General features: G+C 74.1%; 24 protein-coding genes. All 24 read right to left on the bottom strand.

Annotated elements, in window-relative coordinates; genetic code table 11:
- Positions 1 to 28 precede the first annotated feature (28 nt).
- Positions 29 to 274 carry a hypothetical protein gene (locus BLW63_RS08040; RefSeq protein ID WP_091153441.1) on the bottom strand — a complete coding sequence of 82 codons (246 nt, stop codon included), beginning with the start codon at positions 272 to 274 and terminating at the stop codon, positions 29 to 31.
- Positions 271 to 2,598, bottom strand: coding sequence for a hypothetical protein (locus BLW63_RS27300; protein WP_211517048.1), 2,328 nt, complete (start codon positions 2,596 to 2,598; stop codon positions 271 to 273). Before BLW63_RS27300 ends, BLW63_RS08040 begins: the two co-directional genes overlap by 4 nt.
- A complete protein-coding gene (gene flhA, locus BLW63_RS08030; protein WP_091153439.1) occupies positions 2,579 to 4,612 on the bottom strand; it encodes a flagellar biosynthesis protein FlhA in 2,034 nt (677 codons plus the stop codon). The genes BLW63_RS27300 and flhA overlap by 20 nt, the downstream gene beginning before the upstream one ends.
- Before the next feature lie 86 nt (positions 4,613 to 4,698).
- On the bottom strand, positions 4,699 to 5,832 hold the full coding sequence (locus tag BLW63_RS08025) for an EscU/YscU/HrcU family type III secretion system export apparatus switch protein (protein ID WP_091153436.1): 1,134 nt from the start codon (positions 5,830 to 5,832) through the stop codon (positions 4,699 to 4,701).
- Positions 5,833 to 5,879: 47 nt separating this feature from the next.
- Positions 5,880 to 6,644, bottom strand: a complete 765-nt coding sequence (gene fliR, locus BLW63_RS08020) for a flagellar biosynthetic protein FliR (protein WP_091153432.1) — start codon at positions 6,642 to 6,644, stop codon at positions 5,880 to 5,882.
- Between the two features lie 5 nt (positions 6,645 to 6,649).
- Positions 6,650 to 6,925 (bottom strand): flagellar biosynthesis protein FliQ, encoded by a 276-nt coding sequence (fliQ, locus tag BLW63_RS08015; protein ID WP_012947163.1) that lies wholly within the window; start codon positions 6,923 to 6,925, stop codon positions 6,650 to 6,652.
- On the bottom strand, positions 6,922 to 7,758 hold the full coding sequence (fliP, locus tag BLW63_RS08010) for a flagellar type III secretion system pore protein FliP (RefSeq protein WP_091153428.1): 837 nt from the start codon (positions 7,756 to 7,758) through the stop codon (positions 6,922 to 6,924). Before fliP ends, fliQ begins: the two co-directional genes overlap by 4 nt.
- A complete protein-coding gene (locus BLW63_RS08005) occupies positions 7,758 to 8,147 on the bottom strand; it encodes a FliO/MopB family protein (RefSeq protein WP_091153425.1) in 390 nt (129 codons plus the stop codon). Before BLW63_RS08005 ends, fliP begins: the two co-directional genes overlap by 1 nt.
- A 73-nt stretch (positions 8,148 to 8,220) precedes the next feature.
- Positions 8,221 to 8,970: a flagellar motor switch protein FliN gene (gene fliN / locus BLW63_RS08000; RefSeq protein ID WP_091153421.1), complete on the bottom strand. Its 750-nt coding sequence runs from the start codon at positions 8,968 to 8,970 to the stop codon at positions 8,221 to 8,223.
- On the bottom strand, positions 8,967 to 9,917 hold the full coding sequence (locus BLW63_RS07995) for a flagellar motor switch protein FliM (RefSeq protein WP_244522434.1): 951 nt from the start codon (positions 9,915 to 9,917) through the stop codon (positions 8,967 to 8,969). The genes fliN and BLW63_RS07995 overlap by 4 nt, the downstream gene beginning before the upstream one ends.
- A 118-nt stretch (positions 9,918 to 10,035) precedes the next feature.
- Positions 10,036 to 10,515 carry a flagellar basal body-associated FliL family protein gene (locus BLW63_RS07990; RefSeq protein ID WP_091153413.1) on the bottom strand — a complete coding sequence of 160 codons (480 nt, stop codon included), beginning with the start codon at positions 10,513 to 10,515 and terminating at the stop codon, positions 10,036 to 10,038.
- Positions 10,508 to 11,434 (bottom strand): OmpA/MotB family protein, encoded by a 927-nt coding sequence (locus tag BLW63_RS07985; RefSeq protein ID WP_091153409.1) that lies wholly within the window; start codon positions 11,432 to 11,434, stop codon positions 10,508 to 10,510. Before BLW63_RS07985 ends, BLW63_RS07990 begins: the two co-directional genes overlap by 8 nt.
- A gap of 31 nt (positions 11,435 to 11,465) precedes the next feature.
- Complete coding sequence (locus BLW63_RS07980) at positions 11,466 to 12,236, bottom strand: motility protein A (RefSeq protein ID WP_091153406.1); 771 nt, start codon at positions 12,234 to 12,236, stop codon at positions 11,466 to 11,468.
- Between the two features lie 3 nt (positions 12,237 to 12,239).
- A complete protein-coding gene (locus BLW63_RS07975) occupies positions 12,240 to 12,512 on the bottom strand; it encodes a flagellar FlbD family protein (protein ID WP_244522433.1) in 273 nt (90 codons plus the stop codon).
- Between the two features lie 247 nt (positions 12,513 to 12,759).
- Positions 12,760 to 13,986, bottom strand: a complete 1,227-nt coding sequence (locus BLW63_RS07970; protein WP_091153399.1) for a flagellar hook protein FlgE — start codon at positions 13,984 to 13,986, stop codon at positions 12,760 to 12,762.
- Between the two features lie 88 nt (positions 13,987 to 14,074).
- Positions 14,075 to 14,503 (bottom strand): flagellar hook capping FlgD N-terminal domain-containing protein, encoded by a 429-nt coding sequence (locus BLW63_RS07965; RefSeq protein ID WP_091153396.1) that lies wholly within the window; start codon positions 14,501 to 14,503, stop codon positions 14,075 to 14,077.
- Positions 14,504 to 14,515: 12 nt separating this feature from the next.
- Positions 14,516 to 15,874 carry a flagellar hook-length control protein FliK gene (locus BLW63_RS07960; protein WP_091153393.1) on the bottom strand — a complete coding sequence of 453 codons (1,359 nt, stop codon included), beginning with the start codon at positions 15,872 to 15,874 and terminating at the stop codon, positions 14,516 to 14,518.
- Positions 15,871 to 16,830, bottom strand: coding sequence for a transglycosylase SLT domain-containing protein (locus tag BLW63_RS07955; protein WP_091153389.1), 960 nt, complete (start codon positions 16,828 to 16,830; stop codon positions 15,871 to 15,873). The genes BLW63_RS07960 and BLW63_RS07955 overlap by 4 nt, the downstream gene beginning before the upstream one ends.
- A complete protein-coding gene (locus BLW63_RS07950; protein ID WP_091153385.1) occupies positions 16,818 to 17,273 on the bottom strand; it encodes a flagellar export protein FliJ in 456 nt (151 codons plus the stop codon). The genes BLW63_RS07955 and BLW63_RS07950 overlap by 13 nt, the downstream gene beginning before the upstream one ends.
- The gene (locus tag BLW63_RS07945) at positions 17,270 to 18,574 is read right to left on the bottom strand and encodes a FliI/YscN family ATPase (RefSeq protein WP_091153382.1); all 1,305 of its coding nucleotides are present in this window, start codon (positions 18,572 to 18,574) and stop codon (positions 17,270 to 17,272) included. Before BLW63_RS07945 ends, BLW63_RS07950 begins: the two co-directional genes overlap by 4 nt.
- Positions 18,575 to 18,639: 65 nt before the next feature.
- Positions 18,640 to 19,245 (bottom strand): FliH/SctL family protein, encoded by a 606-nt coding sequence (locus BLW63_RS07940; RefSeq protein WP_091154726.1) that lies wholly within the window; start codon positions 19,243 to 19,245, stop codon positions 18,640 to 18,642.
- A 265-nt stretch (positions 19,246 to 19,510) separates the two neighbouring features.
- Positions 19,511 to 20,596 (bottom strand): flagellar motor switch protein FliG, encoded by a 1,086-nt coding sequence (gene fliG / locus BLW63_RS07935; RefSeq protein ID WP_170856696.1) that lies wholly within the window; start codon positions 20,594 to 20,596, stop codon positions 19,511 to 19,513.
- A gap of 151 nt (positions 20,597 to 20,747) precedes the next feature.
- On the bottom strand, positions 20,748 to 22,340 hold the full coding sequence (gene fliF, locus BLW63_RS07930; protein ID WP_091153379.1) for a flagellar basal-body MS-ring/collar protein FliF: 1,593 nt from the start codon (positions 22,338 to 22,340) through the stop codon (positions 20,748 to 20,750).
- Entirely contained in the window at positions 22,340 to 22,672 is a 333-nt protein-coding gene (fliE, locus tag BLW63_RS07925; RefSeq protein ID WP_091153376.1) for a flagellar hook-basal body complex protein FliE, read from the bottom strand. Before fliE ends, fliF begins: the two co-directional genes overlap by 1 nt.
- Position 22,673 lies beyond the last annotated feature (1 nt).

Raw genomic sequence — 22,673 nt, 5'->3', positions numbered from 1 at the left:
TGCAGGAACCGCGCGAGAGTGGCCGGGGTCAGGGCGCCGCGGGGTCGGGGTCCTCGTCCGCGGGAGCGGGGGAGGCCGACGGGCGGGGGGTGGCCGACGGGCAGGGAGTGGCGGCCCAGCGCAGCAGCGCCACCACACCCCAACCCGCAGCCAGGCACCACGGCAGCCGGGTGACGACGTCGTGCGTGCCCAGGTCGCCGCGGAGCCCCAGGGCGAGCACCGGCAGGGCCAGGAGGAAGGACACCGCCAGCACGTCCCAGCGCAGCGGGCTCATGCCCCCGAGCTCTCCAGCCGCTCGCACAGCAGCGAGGCCCAGCGGTGGGCGGTCGCCCGCGCACCGTCGAGGAGGGCCACGGGGGTCGAGGTGCGGGCGAGCACCGCGGCCGGGTCGGCGGTCAGGTCGGTGTCCTGCACCATGAGCGCGTCCACGCGGGGGAGGGCGTCGAGCCACGGGCCGACGTCCTCGGGCTTGCGGGTGGCCTCGACGACCGCCCACACGCCCACCGGCGCGAAGACCGCGACCATCTGCTCCAGCCAGGCACCGCCACCGGCGCGCAGCGGGACGTCGACGGCGACGATCGTCAGGGCACTCGACCGGTCGGCCTCCTGCTTGCGCTCCAGGGCCGTGTCGATGCTGGTGATCCGGTTGCTGCGCGGAGCCAGCGCGGCCAGGTCGCCGCGGGAGGCCCACTGCAGCTGCTCGGCGTCCAGCCGCAGCGAGGCGGCCAGCGCGCGGGCGGCGGCGAGGGTCTCGACCCCCGGACCGACGACCAGCAGCACCTCGCCCGCCCCGGAGGGCACCTCGGGCGCGGCCGGCAGGCCCGCGGCCAGCGCCCGGGTGAGCGCGGCGTAGGCGCCGAGCCGGGCGACCTGACCGGCGAAGTCCTCGCCGAGCAGCCGCTCGGGCACGCCGAGCTCCAGCAGCTGGCAGATGAGGGCGTCCTCGGCCGCACCCGGCAGCGGGCCGCTGTTCCCACCGGACGTCGACCGCCCGCGCACCGACGGCACCACCATCGGCGCGGACCGGCGCCACGCGGCGGCGCGCTTGTCCACGGGCAGCCGGGTCACGGTGGCCAGTCGGGCCTCCGCGCTCGGCGGCGCCACCCGGGCGACCGACTGCCCCGGAGCGCGGCCGATGGCCGGCGGCACCGGCGGGCGGGACAGCAGCGGCGGGACGGCCAGCCCGGTGCCGGGCGCCGGCGGGGGCAGCAGGGACAGCGGCGGCAGGATCGTGGTGGCGTCGGCGGGCAGCGGCAGCGGCGCCGGGTCGCTGGCGGTCGGGGCCAGGACCTCGGCCTCCACCTCCCACTCGTCGGCCTCGGCGGTCGCGTCGACCCACACCGGGATCTCGGCGGTGTGCGCCTCGGAGAAGGCGTCCCAGGCGTCGTCGGCGGGAGCCTCGGGCTCGACCTCCGGGGAACCGGCCAGCACACCGCGGAGCAGCTGGGTCAGCGCCACGTCCGACGTGTCGTGCGCCAGGGCTGCGCGCAGCACCTCGGCGATCGCCTCCTCGCGGGAGGTGATCGGCCCCGTGTTGAAGTCCGGCTCGTGCACCCACTCGGGCACCGGCGCCGGCTCGGGCTGCGAGGCCGGGGGGACGACGGCCGGGGCGGGCTGCCGCGCCGGGACCGGCACCGGAGGGACGACGGTCGCGATGGGCTGCGGCGCCGGGGGGACGACGGCGGCGGCCGGGGCGGGCGTGGGTGCCGAGCCCCAGAGGATGTCGAGACCCGCGTCGTGCTCGTCGGAGGACCAGTCGGTCTCGGCGGCCACCGCGGGCGCGGCGACGGGTGCCGGCGCCGGTGGGGCCACGGGAGCCGGAGCCGGGGCGGGCGCCGACGCAGCAGCCGCGGGCACCGGAGCAGGAGCCGCGGGCACCGGAGCAGGAGCCGCGGCGACCCGGGCCGGAGCGGGCGCGGGAGCCGGGGCGGGCGCAGCAGCCGGAGCCGCCGCGGCAACGGCGGCGGGCGCGGGAACGGGCGCGGGAGCCGGAGCCGGAGCGGGAGCCGGGGCGGGGGCCGGGGCGCCCGACGCGACGGCGGCGATCGCCTCGTCCACGGCCTCGCGCACGTCGACGTCCCGCGCCACCATCTGCGCCAGCGCCGCGGTGAACGGCGACGGCGGCAGCGGGGCGTCGTCCGCCACGGGAGCAGCCGGGGCCGGGGCCGCCAGGGGAGCAGCCGGCGCCGGAGGCGCACTGGGCGCCGCGGCCGGGGCCCTGCGGAAGCCCTTCGCCGCGGCCGGGAGGGCGGCGCGCGGCGCGGAGGTCCGCGAGTACAGCCCCACGGACGGCTGGCCGGTGCCGCCGCCGAGCAGGTCGGCGACCTCGTCGACCGGGTCGGGCAGCACCGGGTCGCGGCGCAGCGCGGCCTCGATGCGGGCCATCGACTCGGCCCTCGACGCGGGCCGGCGTTCGACGACGAGCGTCGGGGCGATCTCCTCCACCTCGGCGACGAAGCGCTCGGTGGTGAAGAAGCCCATCACCCCGCCGGTGCGGATGCGGCGGATGCCGACGATCCGGACGGACGAGCCGTACTTCTCCCGCGCGGCGGCGATGGCGCCCTCGCGGGAGGCACTCTCAACGGACGGCAACGGCACCGTTCACCACTCCCAGTGACTCGATCTGGGCCGTGCGGGAGACCTCCGTGTAGGAGATCACCGGCAGGCGGGGGAGGACCTGACGCATCAGACGGGACAGCGCTGCCCGGACCTGGGGCGAGCACACGAGCACGGGGGCCAGGCCGAGTCGCTCGGCGTCGGTCAGCAGGCCGGAGCAGCCGTTGACCAGCGCGTCGACCGTGCCGGCGTCCAGGGCGAGGACCTGACCGCCCTCGCTCTGCCGCACGGCCTCGAGCAGGCGCTGCTCGAAGGCCGGGTCGAGGGTCATGACGTGCAGCCGCTCGTCGGGCGTGACGTACGGGTGGCTGATCGCCGACCCGAGCGCCGCGCGGGCGGCCTCGACCAGGCCGTCGACGTCGGTGGAGACCTTCGCCCGGACCGAGAGCGCCTCGAAGATGCGCACCAGGTCGCGGATGGAGACGTTCTCCCCGAGCAGGCCGTGCAGCACGCGCTGGATCTCGCCCAGCGTGAGCAGCGTCGGGGTGAGCTCCTCGACGACGACCGGGTGGGTCCGCTTGACCATCTCCACCAGCAGCCGCACGTCCTCCCGGCCGAGCAGGTCGGCGGCGTTCTGCCGGACGACCTCGGCCAGGTGCGTGGTGATGACCGAGGAGCGGTCGACGACGGTGGCGCCGGCCATCTCGGCCTGCCGCTGCAGCTCGACCGGAACCCACTTCGCGGGCAGTCCGAACACCGGCTCGCGGGTGGCCCGGCCGGGCAGCCCGTCGAGCATGTCGCCGATGGCCAGGACCGTGCCGGCGGGCGAGGTGCCCTTGGCCGCCGGGACGCCGTTGAGCCAGATGACGTACTGGGAGGCGGGCAGGTCCAGGTTGTCGCGGGTGCGCACCAGCGGGATGACCAGGCCGGTCTCCATGGCGACCTTCCGGCGCAGCGCCTTCACCCGGTCGAGCAGGTCGCCGCCGCGGGAGGCATCGACCAGGTCGACCAGGTCGAAGGCCACCTCGAGCTCCAGCGGATCCACCCGCATCTTCTCGGCGATCGCCTCGGGGGAGTCGGGCTTCGGCTCGTCGTCCACGGCGGCCTGCGGGTCGGCGTCCTCGTCGACGTCCACGGTGTCCTGCATGCGCGCGGCCATCAGCAGGAACAGCCCGCCGATGAGCAGGAACGGCAGCTTGGGCAGGCCGGGGATGAGGCACAGCGCCAGGGCGGCGCCGCCGGCGATCCGCACCGGCTGCTTGAAGCGGCCGAGCTGGGCGATCAGGTCCGAGCCCATGTCCCCGTCGGAGGCCGAGCGGGTGACGATGATGCCGGTCGCGGTGGACAGCAGCAGCGCCGGGATCTGGGAGACCAGGCCGTCGCCGACGGTCAGCAGCGAGTAGGTCGAGACGGCGTCGGCCGGGGGCATGCCCAGCTGCACGACGCCGATGGCCATCCCGCCGATCAGGTTGATCAGCGTGATGATGATGGCGGCGATGGCGTCGCCCTTGACGAACTTCGAGGCACCGTCCATCGAGCCGTAGAAGTCGGCCTCGGCGGTGACCTCCGTGCGCCGCTTGCGGGCCTGCTTCTCGTTGATCAGCCCCGCGTTCAGGTCGGCGTCGATCGCCATCTGCTTGCCGGGCATGGCGTCGAGGGTGAAGCGGGCACCGACCTCGGCGACGCGGCCGGCACCGTTGGTGATGACGACGAACTGGATGATCGTCAGGATCACGAAGATCACCAGGCCGACGATCAGCGAGCCGCCGATCACGAAGTGGCCGAACGCCTCGATGACCTTGCCGGCGTAGCCGTCGGTCAGCACCAGCCGCGTCGAGGAGACGTTGAGCGCCAGCCGGAACAGCGTCGCGATGAGGATCAGCGACGGGAAGACGGCGAAGTCCAGCGGCCGCCTGATCTGCATCGAGACCAGCAGGATCAGCAGGGAGGCGGTGATGTTCAGTCCCAGCAGCAGGTCCAGCACCGCGGCGGGCAGCGGCACGACCAGCATGAGGACGATGGCCACCACGCCGATCGGGACGGCGGCCTTCGACATTCCTCGCACGGAGCCCTCATCGGCAGCGCCCCCACCCCGGGGCACCGTCGTCCGCCCCAGCCGTCCCGCCCGCCCCAGGCGCCCCGTCAGCGACGGGCGCCCGCCCGGGGGAGCCCGTCGACGTCCGGCGCGGCGAAGCCGGGCCGGTGGAAACCGCCGCGCACGCCGCGCGCCGACAGCTGCATCACGAACGCCAGCACCCGCGCGACCGCGGTGAACAGCTGCGCCGGGACCTCCTGGCCGACCTCGCAGGAGGCGTGCAGCGCGCGGGCCAGCGGGACGTCCTGCACCAGCGGCACCCGCGCCTCGGCGGCCCGCTCGCGCAGCGTGGCGGCGACCTCGTCGGCGCCCTTGGCCACCACCCGCGGGGCGCCGCGGTCGGCCTCGTACCTCAGCGCGACCGCGACGTGGGTGGGGTTGACCAGCAGGACGTCGGCGGTGGCGATCTCGGCCATCATCCGGTTGCGCGACATCGCCATCTGGGTGGCCCGGCGCTGGGCCTTGACGTGCGGGTCGCCCTCGGAGTTCTTGTGCTCCTGCTGGATCTCGTACTTGGTCATCTTCAGCTGCTTCATCGTCTGCCGGCGGACGACGACGTAGTCGGCGACGGCGATCACCAGGCCGGTGACCGCCACGACGCGGATCATCAGGACGGCGGAGTCGGTGAAGGTCGCGGTGACCGCCGACAGCGGCAGCGCGCCCGACGCCGACACCAGCTGCTGGGCGTTGTCGCTGGTGACCACGACGACGGTGCCCAGCGCCGCGGTCTTGATGACCGCCTTGGCCGCCTCCCACAGGCCGTGCCCGCCGAACATCCGCTTGATCCCCGGCAGGGGGTTGAGCTTCTTCAGCGTCGGCTTCACCGGCTTACTGCTCACGGTGACCCCGCCCTGCGCGGCCGAGGCGGCGACGCCGACCACCATCAAGGCCACCGCCATCGGCAGCGCGACGGTGACGAAGGTCTCCAGGGCCTGGCCGAGCAGGGCCGTGACCTTCTCGACCTCCGGGTCGTCGACCACCACACCGACCTGCACGAACATCCGGCCGACCTGGTCGAAGGCGTTGCCCACCAGCATCGGCAGCAGGAAGCTCGCCGCCGCGGCGCCGGCCCACGTCCCCAGCTCCTGGGTCCGCGGGATCTGGCCTTCCTTGCGCGCCTTCTTGAGCCGCTGAGGAGTGGGGTCCTCTGTCCGTTCCCCACCCGGTCCGTCCTTGGCCACGACTCACCTCCTCCGGCGGAACGGTGGCGTTCGATGTCCGCGCACCGTCACCCGCTCCGCAGCGAGACCATCGCCCGGGCCGCGTGCTCGAGCAGGGAGTCCAGGGCCGGGGGGAGCAGGGGGAAGGTCAGGCCCAGCAGGGCCATCGTCAGCAGGATCTTCACCGGGAAGCCGAAGGAGAAGATGTTCAGGGCGGGCGCGGCGCGCGACAGCAGCGCGAGCGCGACGTCCGCGAGCAGCAGCACCGCCACCATGGGCCCGGCGATCTGCAGCGCGGCCAGGAACATCATCGACAGCGCCGTGATGAGCACCTGCGCCAGCTCCTCGGTGGGCACCGACCCGCCGACCGGCATCCCCTCGTAGGAGGTGGCGAAGCCGCGCACGATCAGCAGGTGGCCGCCGCTGGTGAACAGCAGCGTCGTCGCCAGCAGGTAGTGCAGCCGGCCGACCGAGGAGCTCGTCGTCATCGACAGCGGGTCGTAGGCCGGCTGCAGGGAGAAGCCGCCGGTGAGGTCGATGAGGTCGCCGGCGTACTGCACGGCGGCGAACAGCACGTGGACGACGAAGCCCAGCGCCGCGCCGATGACCACCTCGGTCACCGCGCCGACCACCAGGAAGCCTGTGGTCGGCTCGGGCAGCCCCGGGGCGATGCGGGTCATCAGCGCGACCGACAGGGCCAGCGCCAGCGCCCCCTTCACCGGGGCCGGGATGCTCTTCGAGTTGAACGGCGGGGCCAGCAGCACGAAGCCGGTGGCGCGCGCGGTGCCCAGCAGCAGCGCCGCCATGGTGCCCGCCGGGACCTCGAGGTCCACGGCCGCTACGTCCGGTCGAGCAGCCGGGGCAGCGAGTCGAACAGGCCCTGGGTGAAGGTCACCAGCTCGGAGAGCACCCAGTTGCCCGTGACCAGCAGCGCGATCGCCACCGCGATCACCTTCGGCACGAAGGAGAGCGTCGGTTCCTGGATCTGCGTCGCCGCCTGGAACAGCGAGATGAGGAAGCCCACCAGCAGCGCGGTCAGCAGCACGGGGGCGGCGACCTTGGCGGCGACCAGCATCGTCGCGACGGCGATCTCGGTGACGTCGGCGTCACTCATCCGTAGCTCCCCACCAGCGCCGTCGTGATCAGCGCCCAGCCGTCGACCACCACGAACAGCAGCAGCTTGAACGGCAGGGAGACGATCACCGGCGGCACCATCATCATGCCCATCGACATGAGCGCGGCGCTGACCAGCATGTCCAGCACCAGGAACGGGATGAAGACGACCAGCCCGATGATGAACGCGCTCTTGAGCTCGGAGAGCACGAACGCCGGCACCAGCGTCGTCATGCTTACCGCGGCGGCGTCGGCCGGGGCCTCCTCGCCGGAGAGCCCGACCATCAGCGCCAGCTCGTCCTCGCGGGTGTTGTCGAGCAGGAACTCCCGCAGCGGGACGACGCCGACGTCGTAGGACTGCGACACCGTCATGGCGCCGTTCAGGTACGGCTGGACGGCGGTCTCGTTGATCTCGGAGATCACCGGGCCCATGACGAACAGCGTCAGGAACAGGGCGATGCCGGTGAGCACGGTGTTGGGCGGGGACATCTGCATGCCCAGCGCGTTCCGGGTCAGCGACAGCACCACGATGATCTTGGTGAAGGAGGTGGCCAGCAGCAGCACCGCCGGCGCGACCGACAGCACGGTGATCGCGAGGATGAGTGTGATCGAGGTGCTGGGGCTGCCGCCGCCGATGGAGATGTCCACGCCGCCGTCGACGGCGGGGACGACGGGCGCGGTCGGGGCCGTCGGCTCGACCGGCGCGGTCGGGGCGGCGGACGCCGGGCAGGCCAGCAGCGCGAGCACGACGCCGAGCAGCGCCGCGAGCAGCAGGACCAGCCCCACGCGCCGGGCGACCGGGACGCCCCGGACGGGAGCGGGGGAGGAGGTCATCAGCGGCGGACCGTCCGCTCCCGCAACGAGGAGACGAACGACGTCCACCCGTTGCGGTCGAACACCGAGCCGGCGAGGACGCCGGGGGCGCCGGCCACGGCCGGCTGCGCGGTGGCCGGCCGCCGCTCGGCGATGGCCTCCTCGACGACCTCGCCGTCCACCTCGGCGAGCAGGGTGACCTGCTCCTCGGTGGAGCCGACCACCAGCACGCGGCCGGCGATGCGGACGACGCTGACGCTGCTGGCCCGGCCCATCCGCTGCCGGGCGACCACCTCGATGAGGCCGTTGCCCTGGCCGAGGCCGCGCTTCTGCGCGACCCGCGCGGCGAACCAGAGCACCAGGGCGATGAACGCCAGTGAGAGGACCAGCCGGACGACCATCCACGTCATGGCGTCACCTCGCTGGCGCTCGGCGACTCCACGACGTACGTCGCTCTGCTCATGGCGGAGCTCGCGAGCTCGCTCACGCTTGCTGCCCCCCGATCTCGGAGGCGGCGGCGTCGGTGACGATCTCGCTGATCCGCAGGCCGAAGTCCTCGTCGACGACGACGACCTCGCCGCGGGCGATGAGCGTGCCGTTGACCAGCAGGTCCGCCGGGGCGCTGGCGGCGCGGTCGAGCTCGACCACCTCGCCGGGGTGCAGCGAGAGCAGCTCGCCGACGGTCATCCGGGTGCGGCCGATCTCGACGGTGACCTCCATGGCCACGTGCCGCAGCAGGTCCAGGCTGCCGCGCTGGGTGCGCGCCTGGGGCAGCGTCACCTGCAGCGCGAGAACCGCCTCGACGGTGCCGCCGGCGCCCATCAGCGGGACGGCGACGAACATGCCCTTGTCGCGCAGCCCGTCCATCGCGGTGTCCGGGTCCTCGGTGCGCTCGGCGTCGACGCGCACCCGGCCCAGCGTGGCCGCGGCGGCCTCGAGCGCCGGGCGCAGCGCGGTGGCGACGTCCATCGGGCCCACGGGGGAGTTGGCGAGCGCGTCGACGACCTCGGCCGAGAGGACGAGGACGACGTCCCCGCTCACCTCGCCGGACAGCCGCGCGGCGACCGCGGCGGCGGCCGTGGCCGGCGCGAGGACGGCGTCGGGGTCGCTGACCGGCGCCCCGGGGACGAGCTCGGCGGTCGCCGGCACCAGCGCGGCCGCGGCCCGGGCGGCGGAGGCCACGACGGCGATCACGGTCTCGGATGCCTGCGAGTGGTCCACGGTGGCGGTCATGCGGTGTCCTTCTGGGCTGGGGTCTGGGTGGCCGGGGTGGGGACGATGGCGGCGGCCAGCCGGCGGCGGTGGTTGCTGGCGATCGCGTACGCGAAGGTCACGTCGTTGGTGGTGACCTCGAGCGGGGCGTCCTGCGGGTGGCGCAGCAGCAGCACGTCACCGACGGCGAGGGAGAGCAGGTCCTCCGACGACACCTCGAGCGGGGCGAACCGCACGCCGACGTCCACCGGGACCTGGGTGAGCCGCTCGTTGAGGGCCTCGAGGGCGCGCCGCCGCTTGGCCTGGGCCGACTCCGACAGCTGCGGGGAGGCGGCGTTGTTCAGCGGCGTCTGGAAGGAGGAGAACGGCAGCACCAGCGTGGCCTCGCCGGTGCGGCCGCCGATCCCGATGGTGTACGAGGCCACCATCACGGTGTCGGAGCCGGCGGCGGCCTGGGCGAGCTGCGGGTTGTACTCGATCTCGCTGAGCTCGGGCTGCAGCTCGAGGATGTGCGCGAAGGAGGCGGCGAACTCCTGCAGCAGCCGGCCGAGCAGGTGGTTGGTGATGGCGGTCTCCATGACCGTCATCGGCCGGTCCGGCTGGTCGGCCGAGCCCGAGCCGCCCAGCATGTGGTCGACGGCGGCCATCGCGATGTCGAGCGGGTAGGCCAGCACGCCCTTGCCGGCCAGCGGCTCGATCGTGAAGGTCGCGAGGAAGCACGGGTCGGGCAACGAGGCGACGTAGTCGTCGTAGGAGTGCTGCTCGATGGTCACCAGCTCCAGCCGCGCGCCGGCCCGGAGCATGGTCGTGAGGACCGTCGTCGTCTGCCGGGCGAACGCCTCCTGGGCGATCTGCAGCACCCGCACGTGCTCCCGGGAGAGCTTGGTAGGGCGGCGGAAGTCGTAGGTGCGGGGTTCGCCGCGGCGGCTGCGCCCGGTGCGGGCGGGTCCGTTCTCGGGGCGGGTCACGCAGTGGTTCATCGGCGGGGAACGGGTCCGCCCTGACCGGCGGCGCGGGGCGCTGCCGGTCAGGGCGGACGGGTGTGGCGGGTGGTGCGGGTGGGGCTCCCCGGAGGGCGCCCCCGGGTCACTGGGTGACGTACTCGGTGAGGTAGACGTGCATGACCATCGGGACGCCGTCCTCGGTGTAGGCCTCGATGATCTTCTGCTCCAGGGCCTCCTTGAGCGCGTCGCGGGCGCCCACGACGTCGGCCGGCTGGGCCTGCGAGTAGGTCGAGATCAGCAGGTCGAGGGCCTTGGACCCGTCGACGCCGCCGCTGCCGTGCCCGCCGGCGGCGGCGTCCGCGGTGTACTCGAGGGTGATGCCGATCTTGAGGTAGCCGCCGCCCGCGAGGTTCACCGCGACCGGCTCCAGCGCGGTGTACCCACCGTGCACGGGCTCCGCGGCCGCCTCGGCCTCGCCACTGCCGGCGAACAGGAAGAAGTACGCCGCACCGGCGACGGCGAGCAGTGCGACGACGCCGATGATCAGCAGCTTCTTCTTGCCGCCGCCCTTCGCCTCGTCGTCCTCGGGGGTCTCGCCCTTCGTGTTCTTCTTGTCAGCCATGGGTCTCCTCCTGGGGGGTGCCGGCGGCGGTCGCCCCGGCGTCCAGGCCGGGGAGCAGTTCCTTGGCCTCGGCCGAGGCGTCGGAGAGGACCACCACGTCGACGCGGCGGTTCACGGAGATGGAGTTCGGGTCCGTCGGCGGGACCAGGGGCCGCGTGTCGGAGTAGCCGTTGGCGACCATCCGGGTGCCCGGGACGCCGTCGGTCGTCAGGTACCGGACGACGGTGGTCGCGCGGTAGGCCGACAGCTCCCAGTTGGACGGCCACGGCCCGCCCGGGGTGACCGGCAGGTGGTTGGCGTGGCCCTCGACGCCGAGGGAGTTGGGCAGCTCGCGCAGGATGGGGGCGAGCGCGCCGAGCAGCTGCCGGCCCTCGGGCCGCAGCACCGCCTCCTCGGCGTCGAACAGCACCTGGTCGGCCACGATGTGCACGACCAGCCCGCGCTCGTCGATCTCGAAGCGGGCCGCACCGGCGTGGCCGGCGGCGGCGAGCGCGGCCTCGATCCGCTCCCGTACCTCCGACAGGTCCTCGTACTCGGCGCGGGCCTCGGCGGCGACCTGCTGGGCCTCGGCGAGCGCGGCCTGCGCGGCGGCGGCGTCGACCGCCGCCTGCGCGACGGTCTCCTCCGGGGCGATGGCCGAGGCGATGTCGATCGCCCCGGGGAGCCCGTCGAGCGGCTCGCCCTCCGGCGTGGCCGCCGGGATGACCGACACCGGCGTGCCGAAGGCGTCGGAGAGGCCGCTGGCGAGCTGGGCGAACTTCTCCTTGTCCACCTGGCTCATCGCGTACAGCACCACGAAGAGCACGAGGAGCAGCGTCATCATGTCCGCGTAGGACACCAGCCACCGCTCGTGGTTCTCGTGTTCCTCCTCTTCGTGTTTCTTGCCGCGCCGCCGGCCGCCGTGGCCGCCGGAACTCACGGCGCCCCCCCGGCCGAGGTCCCCAGCCCGCTCACGCGGCCACCTTGGCCAGCTCGCTGGGCGGGATGAGGGAGGTGAGCTTGAGCCGGACGGCGCGCGGGCTGGTGCCGGCCTGGATCTCGGTGATGCCCTCGACCAGCAGTTCCATCTGGGCGGCCTGCAGCTCGCTGACCCGCAGGATCTTGGCGCCCATCGGCAGGAACCAGAAGTTGGCGGCCATGACGCCCCACAGCGTGGCGACGAACGCCGCGGCGATCATCGGGCCCAGTGCCTCCGGGTTGCTGAGGTTCCCCATCACGTTCATCAGGCCGACGATGCAGCCGACGATGCCGATGGTCGGGGCGTAGCCGCCCATCGTGGTCATGAACTTGGCGGCGACCTTGTCCTCGGCCTTCTTGGCGCCGATCTCGCTCTCCAGGACGGCGCGCAGCTCCTCGGGGTCGGTGCCGTCGATGCCCATCTGCAGGCCGCGCTTGAGGAACGGGTCCTCGATCGCCTTGACCTGCGCCTCGAGCGCCAGCAGGCCCTCCTTGCGGGCCTTCTCCGCGAGGGTGACCAGGACCTGGATCTGGTCGGTGGCCGGCGGCACCTTGGCCGGCATGAGGGCCAGCTTGAACCAGCCGGGCATCTTCTTGAGGTCGTCCATCGTCTGGCCGGACATCGCCGCCCCGAAGGTGGCGACGATGACGAGGATGATCGCCGGGATGAAGATCAGGCTCGTCGGGTCGGCGCCCTCCATGACCATGAAGATCAGGAGGGCGACCATCGAGATGACGAACCCGATCAGGGTGGCGGGGTCCACGGGTCAGCGCTCCTCGCGGGCCGGGAAGGGGACGACGGCGGCGTGCGCCTCGGCCTCCTGGCGGGACGGCGAGCGGTAGGTCCCGCGGTCCATCTCGTAGGCGGTGGCCAGGATGCTGGCGCGGTACTCGCGGATCTCCACGAGCACCTCGTCCACGCTCTCCGTGACGACGTACCGGGTGCCGTCGACCAGGAACACGACGGTGTCCGGATGGCCCTCGACCCGCTCGACGAGGTCGGGATTGAGCGCGAACCGCTCTCCGTTCAGGCGCGTCACACGGATCACGGGAGGTCCTCTTGCTCGCTCGGGGAGGGGATGACGGCGACCGCTCGCGCGGGGTGCCGGTCTGCAGTTGTCTTCGGCGTGGCGCGGGCGCGCCTTGAGCCGAACAGGCCGCCTCACCCCGGGGGGTGAGGGTGTGACCTGCGGGGACGCCGGCGCTCCGGACGACGGCGGCCCGGCCCCCGCGAACGAGAGGCCGGGCCGTACGGCGCCCTTCACCGGTGGGGGGCAGGAGGGTCCTTTAGCGCTTGAGGTTCACCAGGTCCTGCAGGACCTCGTCGGAGCTGGAGATGACGCGGCTGTTCGCCTGGAAGCCGCGCTGGGCGACGATCAGCCCGGTGAACTCCTCGGCCAGGTCGACGTTGGACATCTCCAGCGCGCCGGCGACGAGCGTGCCGCGCCCGCCGCCACCGGGCTCGCCGATGGCCGGCTGCCCCGAGTTGTCACCGACCCGGAAGGAGCTGTTGCCGGCCTTGGCCAGGCCGCCGGGGTTGGCGAAGGTGGCCAGCGCCAGCTTGCCGATCGGCTCCCGCAGGTTGTTCGAGTAGACCCCCATCACGGTGCCGTCGCCGCTGAGCGCGATGGACTGCAGGCTGCCCATCGCGTTGCCGTCGACCCGCGCCGGCGTCAGGCCCGAGGGGCCGCCGAACTGGCGCAGGTCGGCCAGGTCGATGGTGATCTGACCGGGCCAGCTGGCGGCCATGGAGGCGTCCGGCGTGATCTGGAAGGTCCGCGAGGCCGGGGGCAGGGTGCCCGTGACCGGGTCGAACGCCAGCGGGCCGGCCGTGCTGGCGAGGACGGCGTTGTTCTCGTCGCGGGCGACGACGCTCCAGTTGTTGTCGCCGGTCTTGGTGAACGACAGGCTGATCTGGTGCGCCTTCCCGAGGGCGTCGTACATGGTCATCTGGGTCTGCACGCCGGTGTTGGTGGCCGCCGCGCTGGACAGGTTGCCCACCACCGCGCCGGTGTCGGTCTCGGTGGGCTGCATGACGTCGCCGAACGGCACGGTCAGCGTGCGGATCGGGGCGTTCGTGTCGACGACGCCGTCGGTCGCCATCCAGCCCTGCAACTGGGCGCCCTCCGGGGTGACCAGGTTGCCCGCGGCGTCGTAGCTGAACGACCCGGCGCGGGTGTAGAGCTGCTCGTTCCCGGCCTGGGTGACGAAGAAGCCGTCACCGCTGATCATGAAGTCGGTCGAGCGGCCGGTGGTCTGGGCCGCGCCCTGCTCGAAGTTCGTGGTGATGCCGGCGACCTTGACGCCGAGACCGATCTGCGCCGGGTTGGTGCCACCGGCCTGCGCCGTCGGCGCCGAGCCGTTGCGCATGACCTGGGACAGCGTGTCCTCGAACACGGTCGTGCTGCTCTTGTAGCCGACGGTGTTGACGTTGGCGATGTTGTTGCCGGTGACGTCGAGCTTGGTCTGGTGGGCGCGCAGACCGGCGATCGCGGAGTTCATGGAACGAAGCACGGGGAGGGCTCCTCAGGAGTGGGACGGCCGGGAGGGGCGGCGGTTTCCGCGGAAACCGCCGGAGGGGAGGGGGGCGGGGCGGGACGGGTCAGCGCGTGCCGGGCAGGGAGACCTCGGTGAGCCGGCCCATCGGGACGTCGACGCCGTCGACGACGGCGCTGGGCTCGTCGCCGGTGATCTTCACCGAGCCGACGGTGCCGGTGACCGTGGCGCCGTCCTCGCCGGTGTAGCTCACCGTGTGGCCGACGAGGGCGCCGGCGGACAGCGAGCGCTGCAGCGCCACCAGGGAGGCGTTCTGCGCGGCGATCTCCTCGAGCTTCTCCACCTGCGTGAAGGTCGCGGTCTGCGACATGAACTCGGTCGTGCTGGCCGGGCTGTTCGGGTCCTGGTACCGCATCTGGGCGACCAGCAGCTGCAGGAACACGTCCTTGCCCATCTGGTCGGTGCGGGTCACCGTGCTGGTGGCGGCGGCGGCGGTGGTGGCGGCGCCGCCCACCCCGCTCACGGGACTGGTCATCGGTCGCTCCTCTCAGACCCGGACGTCCAGGCCGGACGACGGGGTGGCGGTGGTGCGGGGGGTGGGACGACCGGCGTCGGCCTCGGCGCCGCGCAGCCACGGCCGGCCGCGCCCGTCGGACTGCCCCTGCTGGCCGGCCCGGTCGCCGGCGGCGTGCTGCTGGGCCGACGCCCACGACGCACCGGCGTCCCGGTCGACCGAGGCGCTCGTGCAGGTGAGGCCCGCGCCGGCCAGGTCGCGCCGCAGCTCGGGCAGCGCCTCGAGCAGCGCGGCACGGCCGGCCTCGGTGGCGCTCTTCAGCGCGAGGTCGACGGTGCCCTGGCTCAGGGTCACCTGCACCTCGACCGGCCCGAGAGTCTCGGGGGTGAGCACCACGGTCATGGTGTGCGTGCCGTCCGGGGCGGAGCGCAGAACGGCGACCTGCTGCGCCACCTGACCGGCGACCGGCGGTGCCGGGAGGGCCGCCGGCTCGGCCGTCCGGACCGGCGCCGCCGTCGGGACGGCGGGTGCGGCCACCGCGGAGGCCGGTGCGGTGGCCGGTGCGGTGGCCGGTGCGGTGGCCGGGGCTGGGGCGGGCGCTGGGGCGTCCTGGTCGGGCGCCGTCTCGCTGCCGGTGCCGGCGCCGGTGTCTGCGCCCTCGGCCGGAGCCGCGGCGGCTGCCGGCTGGGGGAGCGGGACGACGTCCTCGGGGGTGACGAGCTCCGGGGCCGTCGGGGTCACCGGCGTGTCCGGGCCGGCGAGCACGACGGTGAGCCCCGGGAGCGGGTCGGCCGCGGTGGTCGCAGAGGTCGGGGCGGTCGCGGCGGTCGCCGGGATCGGCACGGGGGCGCCGGTCGGGACGGCGTCGGCTGCCGGCACGCCCGGGACGGGGAGGTCACCGGCCGGGAGCCCGGTCGGGGCCGCCGTCGGGACGCCGGTGGCCGGTGCCGCCGCGGGGGCGGCGTCCGGGACTGTGGGCGGTGCGACCGTGGTGCCGGCCGCGACGGCGTCGGCCACCGTGACCACCGCGGAGCCGGCCGCGGCGTGGGCGACGGCGTTGGCGACGGCGTTGGCCGGTCCCGGCGCGCCGGGTCCGATGCCCGTGAGCAGCGCCCACAGGCCCGGCGGCATGCCCGCGCCGGCGACGGGCGGCCCGGTGACGGGCGGCCCGTCGGCGGCGGGCGGCTCGCCGTCCGGGGTCTCGGCGACCGGTTCGGCGGCGGGATCCTCGGTCTCCACCGCGCGCTCCCGCCCGCGGGCGCCGTCCTGACCGCGCGCCACCGCGTCGTCGAGGGCACTGGCGAAGCGCTCGGCCCCGCCGGGGGCGTCGGTCGCGGCCGGGCTCGGGGAGGGCGCGGGCGCCGGCGCGGCCGCTACCAGGGGTGTCGTCATCGGAGGGCCGCTGCCTTGCTCATCACGTTGCGCACGTAGTCCTGGGTCTCGGGATAGGGCGGGATGCCGCCGTGGCGGCGGACGGTGCCGGGCCCGGCGTTGTAGGCGGCCAGGCCCAGCTCGGTGGAGCCGAACTGCCGCGTCAGGTCGGCGAGGTAGCGGGCCGCGCCGTCGACGGCCGAGGCCGGGTCGAACGGGTCCACGCCCAGGCCGCGGGCGGTGGCGGGCATGAACTGCATGAGGCCCTGCGCGCCGGCGGGGGAGACCGCCGAGGCGTCGAAGCCGGACTCCCGCTGCGCGACCGCGGCGAGCAGGGCCGGGTCGACGCCGTGCCGGTTGCCCGCCCGGGTGAACAGGTCGGCGTACGGGACGCCGGACAGCGACGCGGTCGACGACGCGCCCGCGACGGCGGGAGCGGCCGACTCGGCCGGCAGCACCCGGCGGATCACCGAGGGGTTCCCGACGTCCTGCACCTTGACGACATCGCCGGCCTGCGGGGCGGCGATCATCTTGCCGTCGCCGACGTAGATGCCAACGTGGTCGATGCCGGGGCGGCCGGAGGAGTGGTCGAAGAACACCAGGTCGCCGGGGCGGGCGTCGGCCAGCGACGCGACCGCGGTGCCGGCGGTGGCCTGCTGCGACGAGGTGCGCGGCAGCTCGATGCCGAGGTTGCCGTATACGAGCTTGGTGAAGCCGGAGCAGTCCAGGCCCTTGGCCGGGTCGGTGCCGCCCCACAGGTACGGGACGCCGAGGTACTTGCGCGCCTCGGTGACGACGGCGCTCTCCGAGGCGCTGCCGGCGGTGCCGGTGCCCGTCGCGGCGGCGGCGGTGGTGCCGGTGAGCCCGGCGGCGGTGGCGGCCGCGGTCCAGTCGGCGGAGGCCGACGGGCGCGGCGCGATGAGGAAGCGGGCCTGGATCTCGCTGATCCGGGACTGCACCGCGGTCAGTCCGTCCACGCCGCCTCCCCCTCGGTGCGGGATCGGCGGCCGGAGCGGCCGGTGACGAGGTCGTCCACGGTCCTCTCCTCGGCAGCCTGCTCGGCCAGTCGCACCGCCTGGAGGTGTCGTTCTCGCAGCCGTTCCAGGCCCTTGGTGCGCTGCGCGGCCGCCGTCCACGCCGCCCGGACCAGCTCGGCCTGCTCGGCCGACGCGGTCGCCAGCGCCCGGGCCGCGGCGGCGTCCTCGGCGGCCAGCCGGCCGAGCACCATCGCGGCGGCGAAGGCGCCCGGGGAGACCGGGCCCGTGGGCAGCACCGCGGCGACCGCGGCCTCGGCCTCGGTGGCCCGGCGGTCGGCGTCGGCGGCGGCGCGGGCGGCGTCGGCCGCGGCCAGCGCGGCTGACCGCTCCTCGCTGCGGCGCAGCTCGAGGACCGGTTGCAGCCGGAAGGCGGACCGCTTCACGAGCGGACGATGCGGTTCAGCCAGGCCCAGGACTCAGCGGCCGCCGTGAGCTCGCCGGTGGGCTGCTGCAGGAACGACTCGATGGCCGGCGCCAGCTGGCGGGCGCGGTCGACCAGCGGGTCGGTCCCGGCCTGGTAGGCGCCGATCTCGATGAGCTCCTTGACGTCGCGCAGCGCGCCCATGAGCCGGCGCACCTCGCGGGCGTCGGCCATCTGCGCCGGCGGGACGACCGCGGTGGCCACGCGGGAGATCGACTCCAGCACGTCGATGGCCGGAAAGTGGCCGGCGGTGGCCAGCTTGCGGGTGAGGACGACGTGCCCGTCGAGGATGGAGCGGGCGGTGTCGGCGATCGGCTCGTTGTGGTCGTCGCCGTCCACCAGCACGGTGTACAGGCCGGTGATCGAGCCGACCGCCGCCGTCCCGGCCTTCTCCAGCAGCTTGGGCATCATCGCGAAGACGCTCGGCGGGTAGCCGCGGGTGGCCGGGGGCTCGCCGGCCGACAGGCCGACCTCGCGCTGGGCCATCGCGGTGCGGGTGATGGAGTCCATCATCAGCAGCACGTCGCGGCCCTGGTCGCGGAAGCCCTCGGCGATCCGGGTGGCGACGAAGGCCGCCTTCAGCCGCACCAGCGGCGGCTCGTCGGAGGTGGCGACGACGACGACGGTGCGCGCCATGCCCTCGGCGCCGAGGTTCTCCTCGAGGAACTCGCGCACCTCGCGGCCACGCTCGCCGATCAGGCCGATGACGCGGACGTCGGCGTCGGTGCCGCGGGTGATCTGGGCCAGCAGCGTCGACTTGCCCACGCCGGAGCCGGCGAAGATGCCCAGCCGCTGGCCCTTGCCGAGGGGCGCCATCGTGTCCAGCACGCGGACGCCGGAGATCAGCGGCTCCTCGACGCGGGTGCGGGCCAGCGCGTGCGGCGTCTCGCTGGCCAGGTCGACCCACTCCAGGGACCCGTCCAGCGGCGGGCCGCCGTCCACCGGCCGGCCGAGGCCGTCGAGGACCCGGCCGAGCAGCCCCTCGCCGACCGGCACCTGCAGCGGCATACCGGTGGCGCGGACCCGCGCGCCGGCGTGCACGCCGGACAGCTCGCCGAGCGGCATGCAGGTGAGCCGCTCGCGGGAGACGGCGACGACCTCGGCCAGCAGGCCGCCGCGCGGCGACGGGTCGACCTCGACGAGGTCGCCGACGGCGGCGACGACGCCCTCCACGGAGAGGGTCAGGCCCATCGCGCCGACGACCGAGCCGGTCACCTGGGGCCGGGCCGCCGCGCGGGCGCGGTCGAGGAGCCCGAGCGTCACGTGTCCTCCTCGCTGGCGCTCGTCGGACACGTGCCACGGTGTGCTGTGCTCATGCGTGAGCTCGCTCACGGTGCCAGCACCGCCCGCACGCGCTCCAGCGCGGCACCCAGCTGGGCGTCGACGCGGGTGGCACCGGTCTCCGCGACGGCGCCCGCGCGCTCGACGGAGAGGTCGCCGACGACCCGGACGGTGTCCGGCAGCTCGGCCAGCGCCTCGGCGGGCAGCTCGGCGAGGTCGTCGGGGTGCAGCCGGACGACGGTCGGCGCGTCGGCCGGGCACAGCGTCAGCGCCCGTCGAACGGCGTCCACGACGGGGGAGTCGGCGAGCGCCAGCTCCCGGCACAGGACGTCCTCGACGAGGGTCAGCACGATGGTGACGACCGAGTCGCGGACGTCCTCGGCGACCGGCAGGGCGGCCTGCTCCAGCTGGGTGACCGCCGCGCCGAGCGCCGCGGTGGCCGAGACCATCCGCCGCTCCCAGCGGGCCTGCACCTCCGCCAGGCGTGCCTCGGCGGCCCGCTCGGCCTCGGCGACGACCGCTCCGGCGGCCTGGCTGCCCTCCGCGTGGCCGGCGGCGTAGCCCTCCTGGCGGGCGTGCTCGCGCAGCCGGGCCAGCTCCTCGGCGTACACGTCGCCGAGCCGGATCGACGTCCGGTCGGAGGCGACCGGCACGTCCGCGGCGCGGCGGACCGAGCCTCGCCGGTCGCCGGTGCGCCGGTCCGTGGAGCGCCGCTCGCCGGTGGCCTGCCCTGGGCGGACCCAGGGGGCGGCCCGCTCGGCTGAGGCTCCGCGCAGGAGCGCCGACTCAGGCGACGCCCATGGGCGCGACTCCGCGCGCCGGTCCGCTCCTCGCTCGTTCATCGCTGCGAGGCTCCCGCCGGCCCCGTCCAGGGTCCCGCCCCGAGCTTGCGAGGGGTGGGGGGGACGGGGTCCTTGCTCACGCGACGAAATCGTCCTCACCGCCCCGCGAGATGGTCAGCACGCCCTGCTCCTCCAGGGTGCGGATGACACCGACGACCTTGGCCTGCGCCTCCTCGACCGTGCGGGTGCGGACCGGGCCGAGCAGCTCGATCTCCTCGGCCAGGTTCTCGGCGGCGCGCTCGGAGAGGTTCCGGACGACCTTGTCGCGGACGTCGGGACGCACGCCCTTGAGCGCGGTGGCCAGGTCGTTGGCCTCGACCTCGCGCAGCACCAGCTGCAGCGAGCGGTCGTCGATCGTCACGATGTCCTCGAACACGAACATCTGCGCGCGGACCTGCTCGGCCAGCTCCGGGTCGGTGCTGTCGAGCCACTCGAGGATCGAGCGCTCGGTCGGCCGGGGCGAGCGGTTGATGATCTCGACGAGGGTCTCGACGCCGCCGACGGTGCTCATGTCCTGGTGGGCCAGCAGCGAGCCCATCCGGCGGCCGAGCTCCTCCTCGACCAGCCGCACCATCTCCGGGGAGGTGCGGTCCATGGTCGCGATGCGGTGCGCGACGGCGGCCTGCTGCTCCGGGGCGAAGCCGGACAGGACCTCGGCGGACTGCGCGGCGGTCAGGTGGGCGAGCACCAGCGCGATGACCTGCGGGTGCTCGTCCTTGAGGAAGGTGACCAGCTGGCGGACGTCGGCGTTGCGCAGCGAGGCGAAGGGCACCTCGGTGTAGACGACGTTGAGCCGGGACAGGATGCCGTCGGCCTTGTCCTCGCCGAGGCCGGCCGCGAGGATCTCGCGGGCGAACTCGACCCCGCCGCGCCCCACGAACCGCTGGGCGGTCATGAGGTCGTGGAACTCCTCCAGGACGCCGTCGACGTCGTCGGGCGCGACCGAGCTGATCTTCATCAGCTCGCGCGTCACCAGCTCGACCTCGCGCGGGCGCATCTTGGCCATCAGCGCGCCGGCGTCCTCCTTGGACAGCTGCGCGATGAACACGGCGGCCTTGCGCACACCGGGCATCTCCGGCCGCTGCCGCACGGCCGGGAGGACGGCGGTCTGCTGGGCCGCCGGGGCCATCCCGACCATCTGCTCGACGGAGGCAAGGGTCATCGGGACGCCTCGCTGGCGCTCGGTGTCCCGATGCCCAGGAGTGCCCTGCCATCGCCTGACCTCGCGCGCTCGGTCATGGACTCCTCCTCGCTGACGCTCGTCGGAGCTGTGCCCCGGGGTGCTCTGTCGTCCGATGACCTCGCGAGCTCGGTCACTTCACACCGCTCTCGCTCAACCAGCCGCGCAGCATGGCGGCGACCTCGTCCGGCTTCTCACTCACCATGCTGGAGATCTCGCCGCGGACTCGGGCCCGCTCGGCGGCCTCCAGCTCCAGGGCGGCGTTGTCGACGACCGGCACGGCCCGCGTGCTCTCGATGCGGATCCGGTCGAGCTCGGCCATCACGTCGTCGGCGAGCTCGAGGGCCTCGTAGTCCTCCTCCTCGTCCTCGTCCTTGCGGCGCGAGCGCAGCCAGACGACGAGCACGAGCAGGGCGATGCCGAGGGCGATGCCGCCGGTCTTGATCAGCGACCACATCTGCGCCTGCCGCTCGGCCTCCTCGGCCGCGGCGAGCTCCTCGGCCGCGGCGTCCGCCGCGGTCGTGTCGAACTCCATGGCGGCGACGGTGATGTCGTCGCCGCGGGCGACGTCGAGGCCGACGGCGTTGCCGACGAGCTGCTGGATCTGCGCCTGGTTGAGGTTGCCGGCGACCGCCTCGTCCATGACGACGGAGACGGTGAGCCGGTTGATCCGCCCGGGCGCGCCCTCGACGGTCTCGACCGTCGTGCCGACGGCGTTGTTCGCGGTCGTCGACTCCTTGTTGTACGCGGAGTCCCCGGCCCCGGCGCCGGCGTCGGCCTGGTTCTCCGGGCCGAGGATGCCGCCGACCGCGGCGCCGTTGCCGGTGTACTCCTCGGTCGTCGTGCTCGACGAGATGGGCGGGGTGCCCTCCTCGTAGGTGTGCGTCTCCGAGGTGGTGCTGCGCTGGTCCAGGTCCACGTCGGCGCGGACCGACACCTTGGCGCGGCCGGGGCCGAGGATGGGGTCGAGGACGGCCTGCGCGTTGGCGGCCAGCCGGTCCTCGTAGTCCTGCTCCAGCTGCGACCGGGCGTCGCCGGCGGCGGCGGTCACCCCCTGGCCGGGCGCCGAGAGCACGGTGCCCGCAGCGTCGGCGACGGTGACCTGCTCCGGGTCCATGCCCTCGATGCTCGAGGAGACGAGGTTGGTCACCGCCTGCACCTGGCCGCTGTCGAGCGAGGTGCCCGGTGCCAGGTCCAGCAGCACCGAGGCGGTGGGCTCGGCCTCGTCGGAGGCGAACACCTCCTCCTCGGGCAGCGCCAGGTGGACGACGGCGGTGCGCACGCCCTCGAGCGACTCCAGGGTGGCCGACAGCTCGTCCTGCAGGGCCCGCTGGTAGGTGACCTGCTGCTGGAACTCGCTGGTCGTGATGCCCTGCTCGTCGAGCAGCGCGTAGCCGGTGTCGTTGCCCGCGGGCAGGCCCTTGCCGCTCATCGACAGCCGCAGGTCGTAGACCTGCTCGTTCGGCACCATGATCGTCCCGCCGCCGTCGGCGAGCTCGTAGGCGACACCGGCCGCGTTGAGCTCGTCGACGATCGCCGAGGCGTCGGTCGAGGCCAGGTTCGAGAACAGCGGGGCGTAGGTGGGGGCCGTGATCCACCGGTAGAAGAAGAACCCGCCGAGGACCAGCCCGGTGGCGAGCAGGCCGATGACGACCTTCTGGCCGAGGCTGATCGTGGAGAGCGCGGAGCGGATCCGCTCCAGCGGCCCGGCGAGGGCAGCAGGCATCAGACCGGCATCCTCAGGATCTCGTTGAAGGCCTCGACGGCCTTGTTCTTGATGGTCACGACCATGTCGGTGGCGAGCTTGGCCTCGTTGGCCGCGATCATGTAGTCGTGCACGTCACGCAGGTCGCCGGTGGAGGCCTGGACGGCCAGGCCGTCGGACGTCGCCTGCTTGGCCTGCAGCTCCTCCAGTGAGGACACCAGGACCGAGGCGAAGCCGTTGTCGCCGGCCGCGGTGGTCTGCGCGACGGCGTCGGGGGTGGCGGCCGCCCCGGTGATCCCGGACAGGCCGGTGATCGCAGAGGGGAACGAGACGCCACCGACGGGGGAGGTCATG

Origin of the sequence: Geodermatophilus africanus, assembly GCF_900107105.1 — a bacterium.
Classification (GTDB): Bacteria; Actinomycetota; Actinomycetes; order Mycobacteriales; family Geodermatophilaceae; genus Geodermatophilus; species Geodermatophilus africanus.
This window is presented reverse-complemented; position numbering and strand designations above follow the sequence as displayed.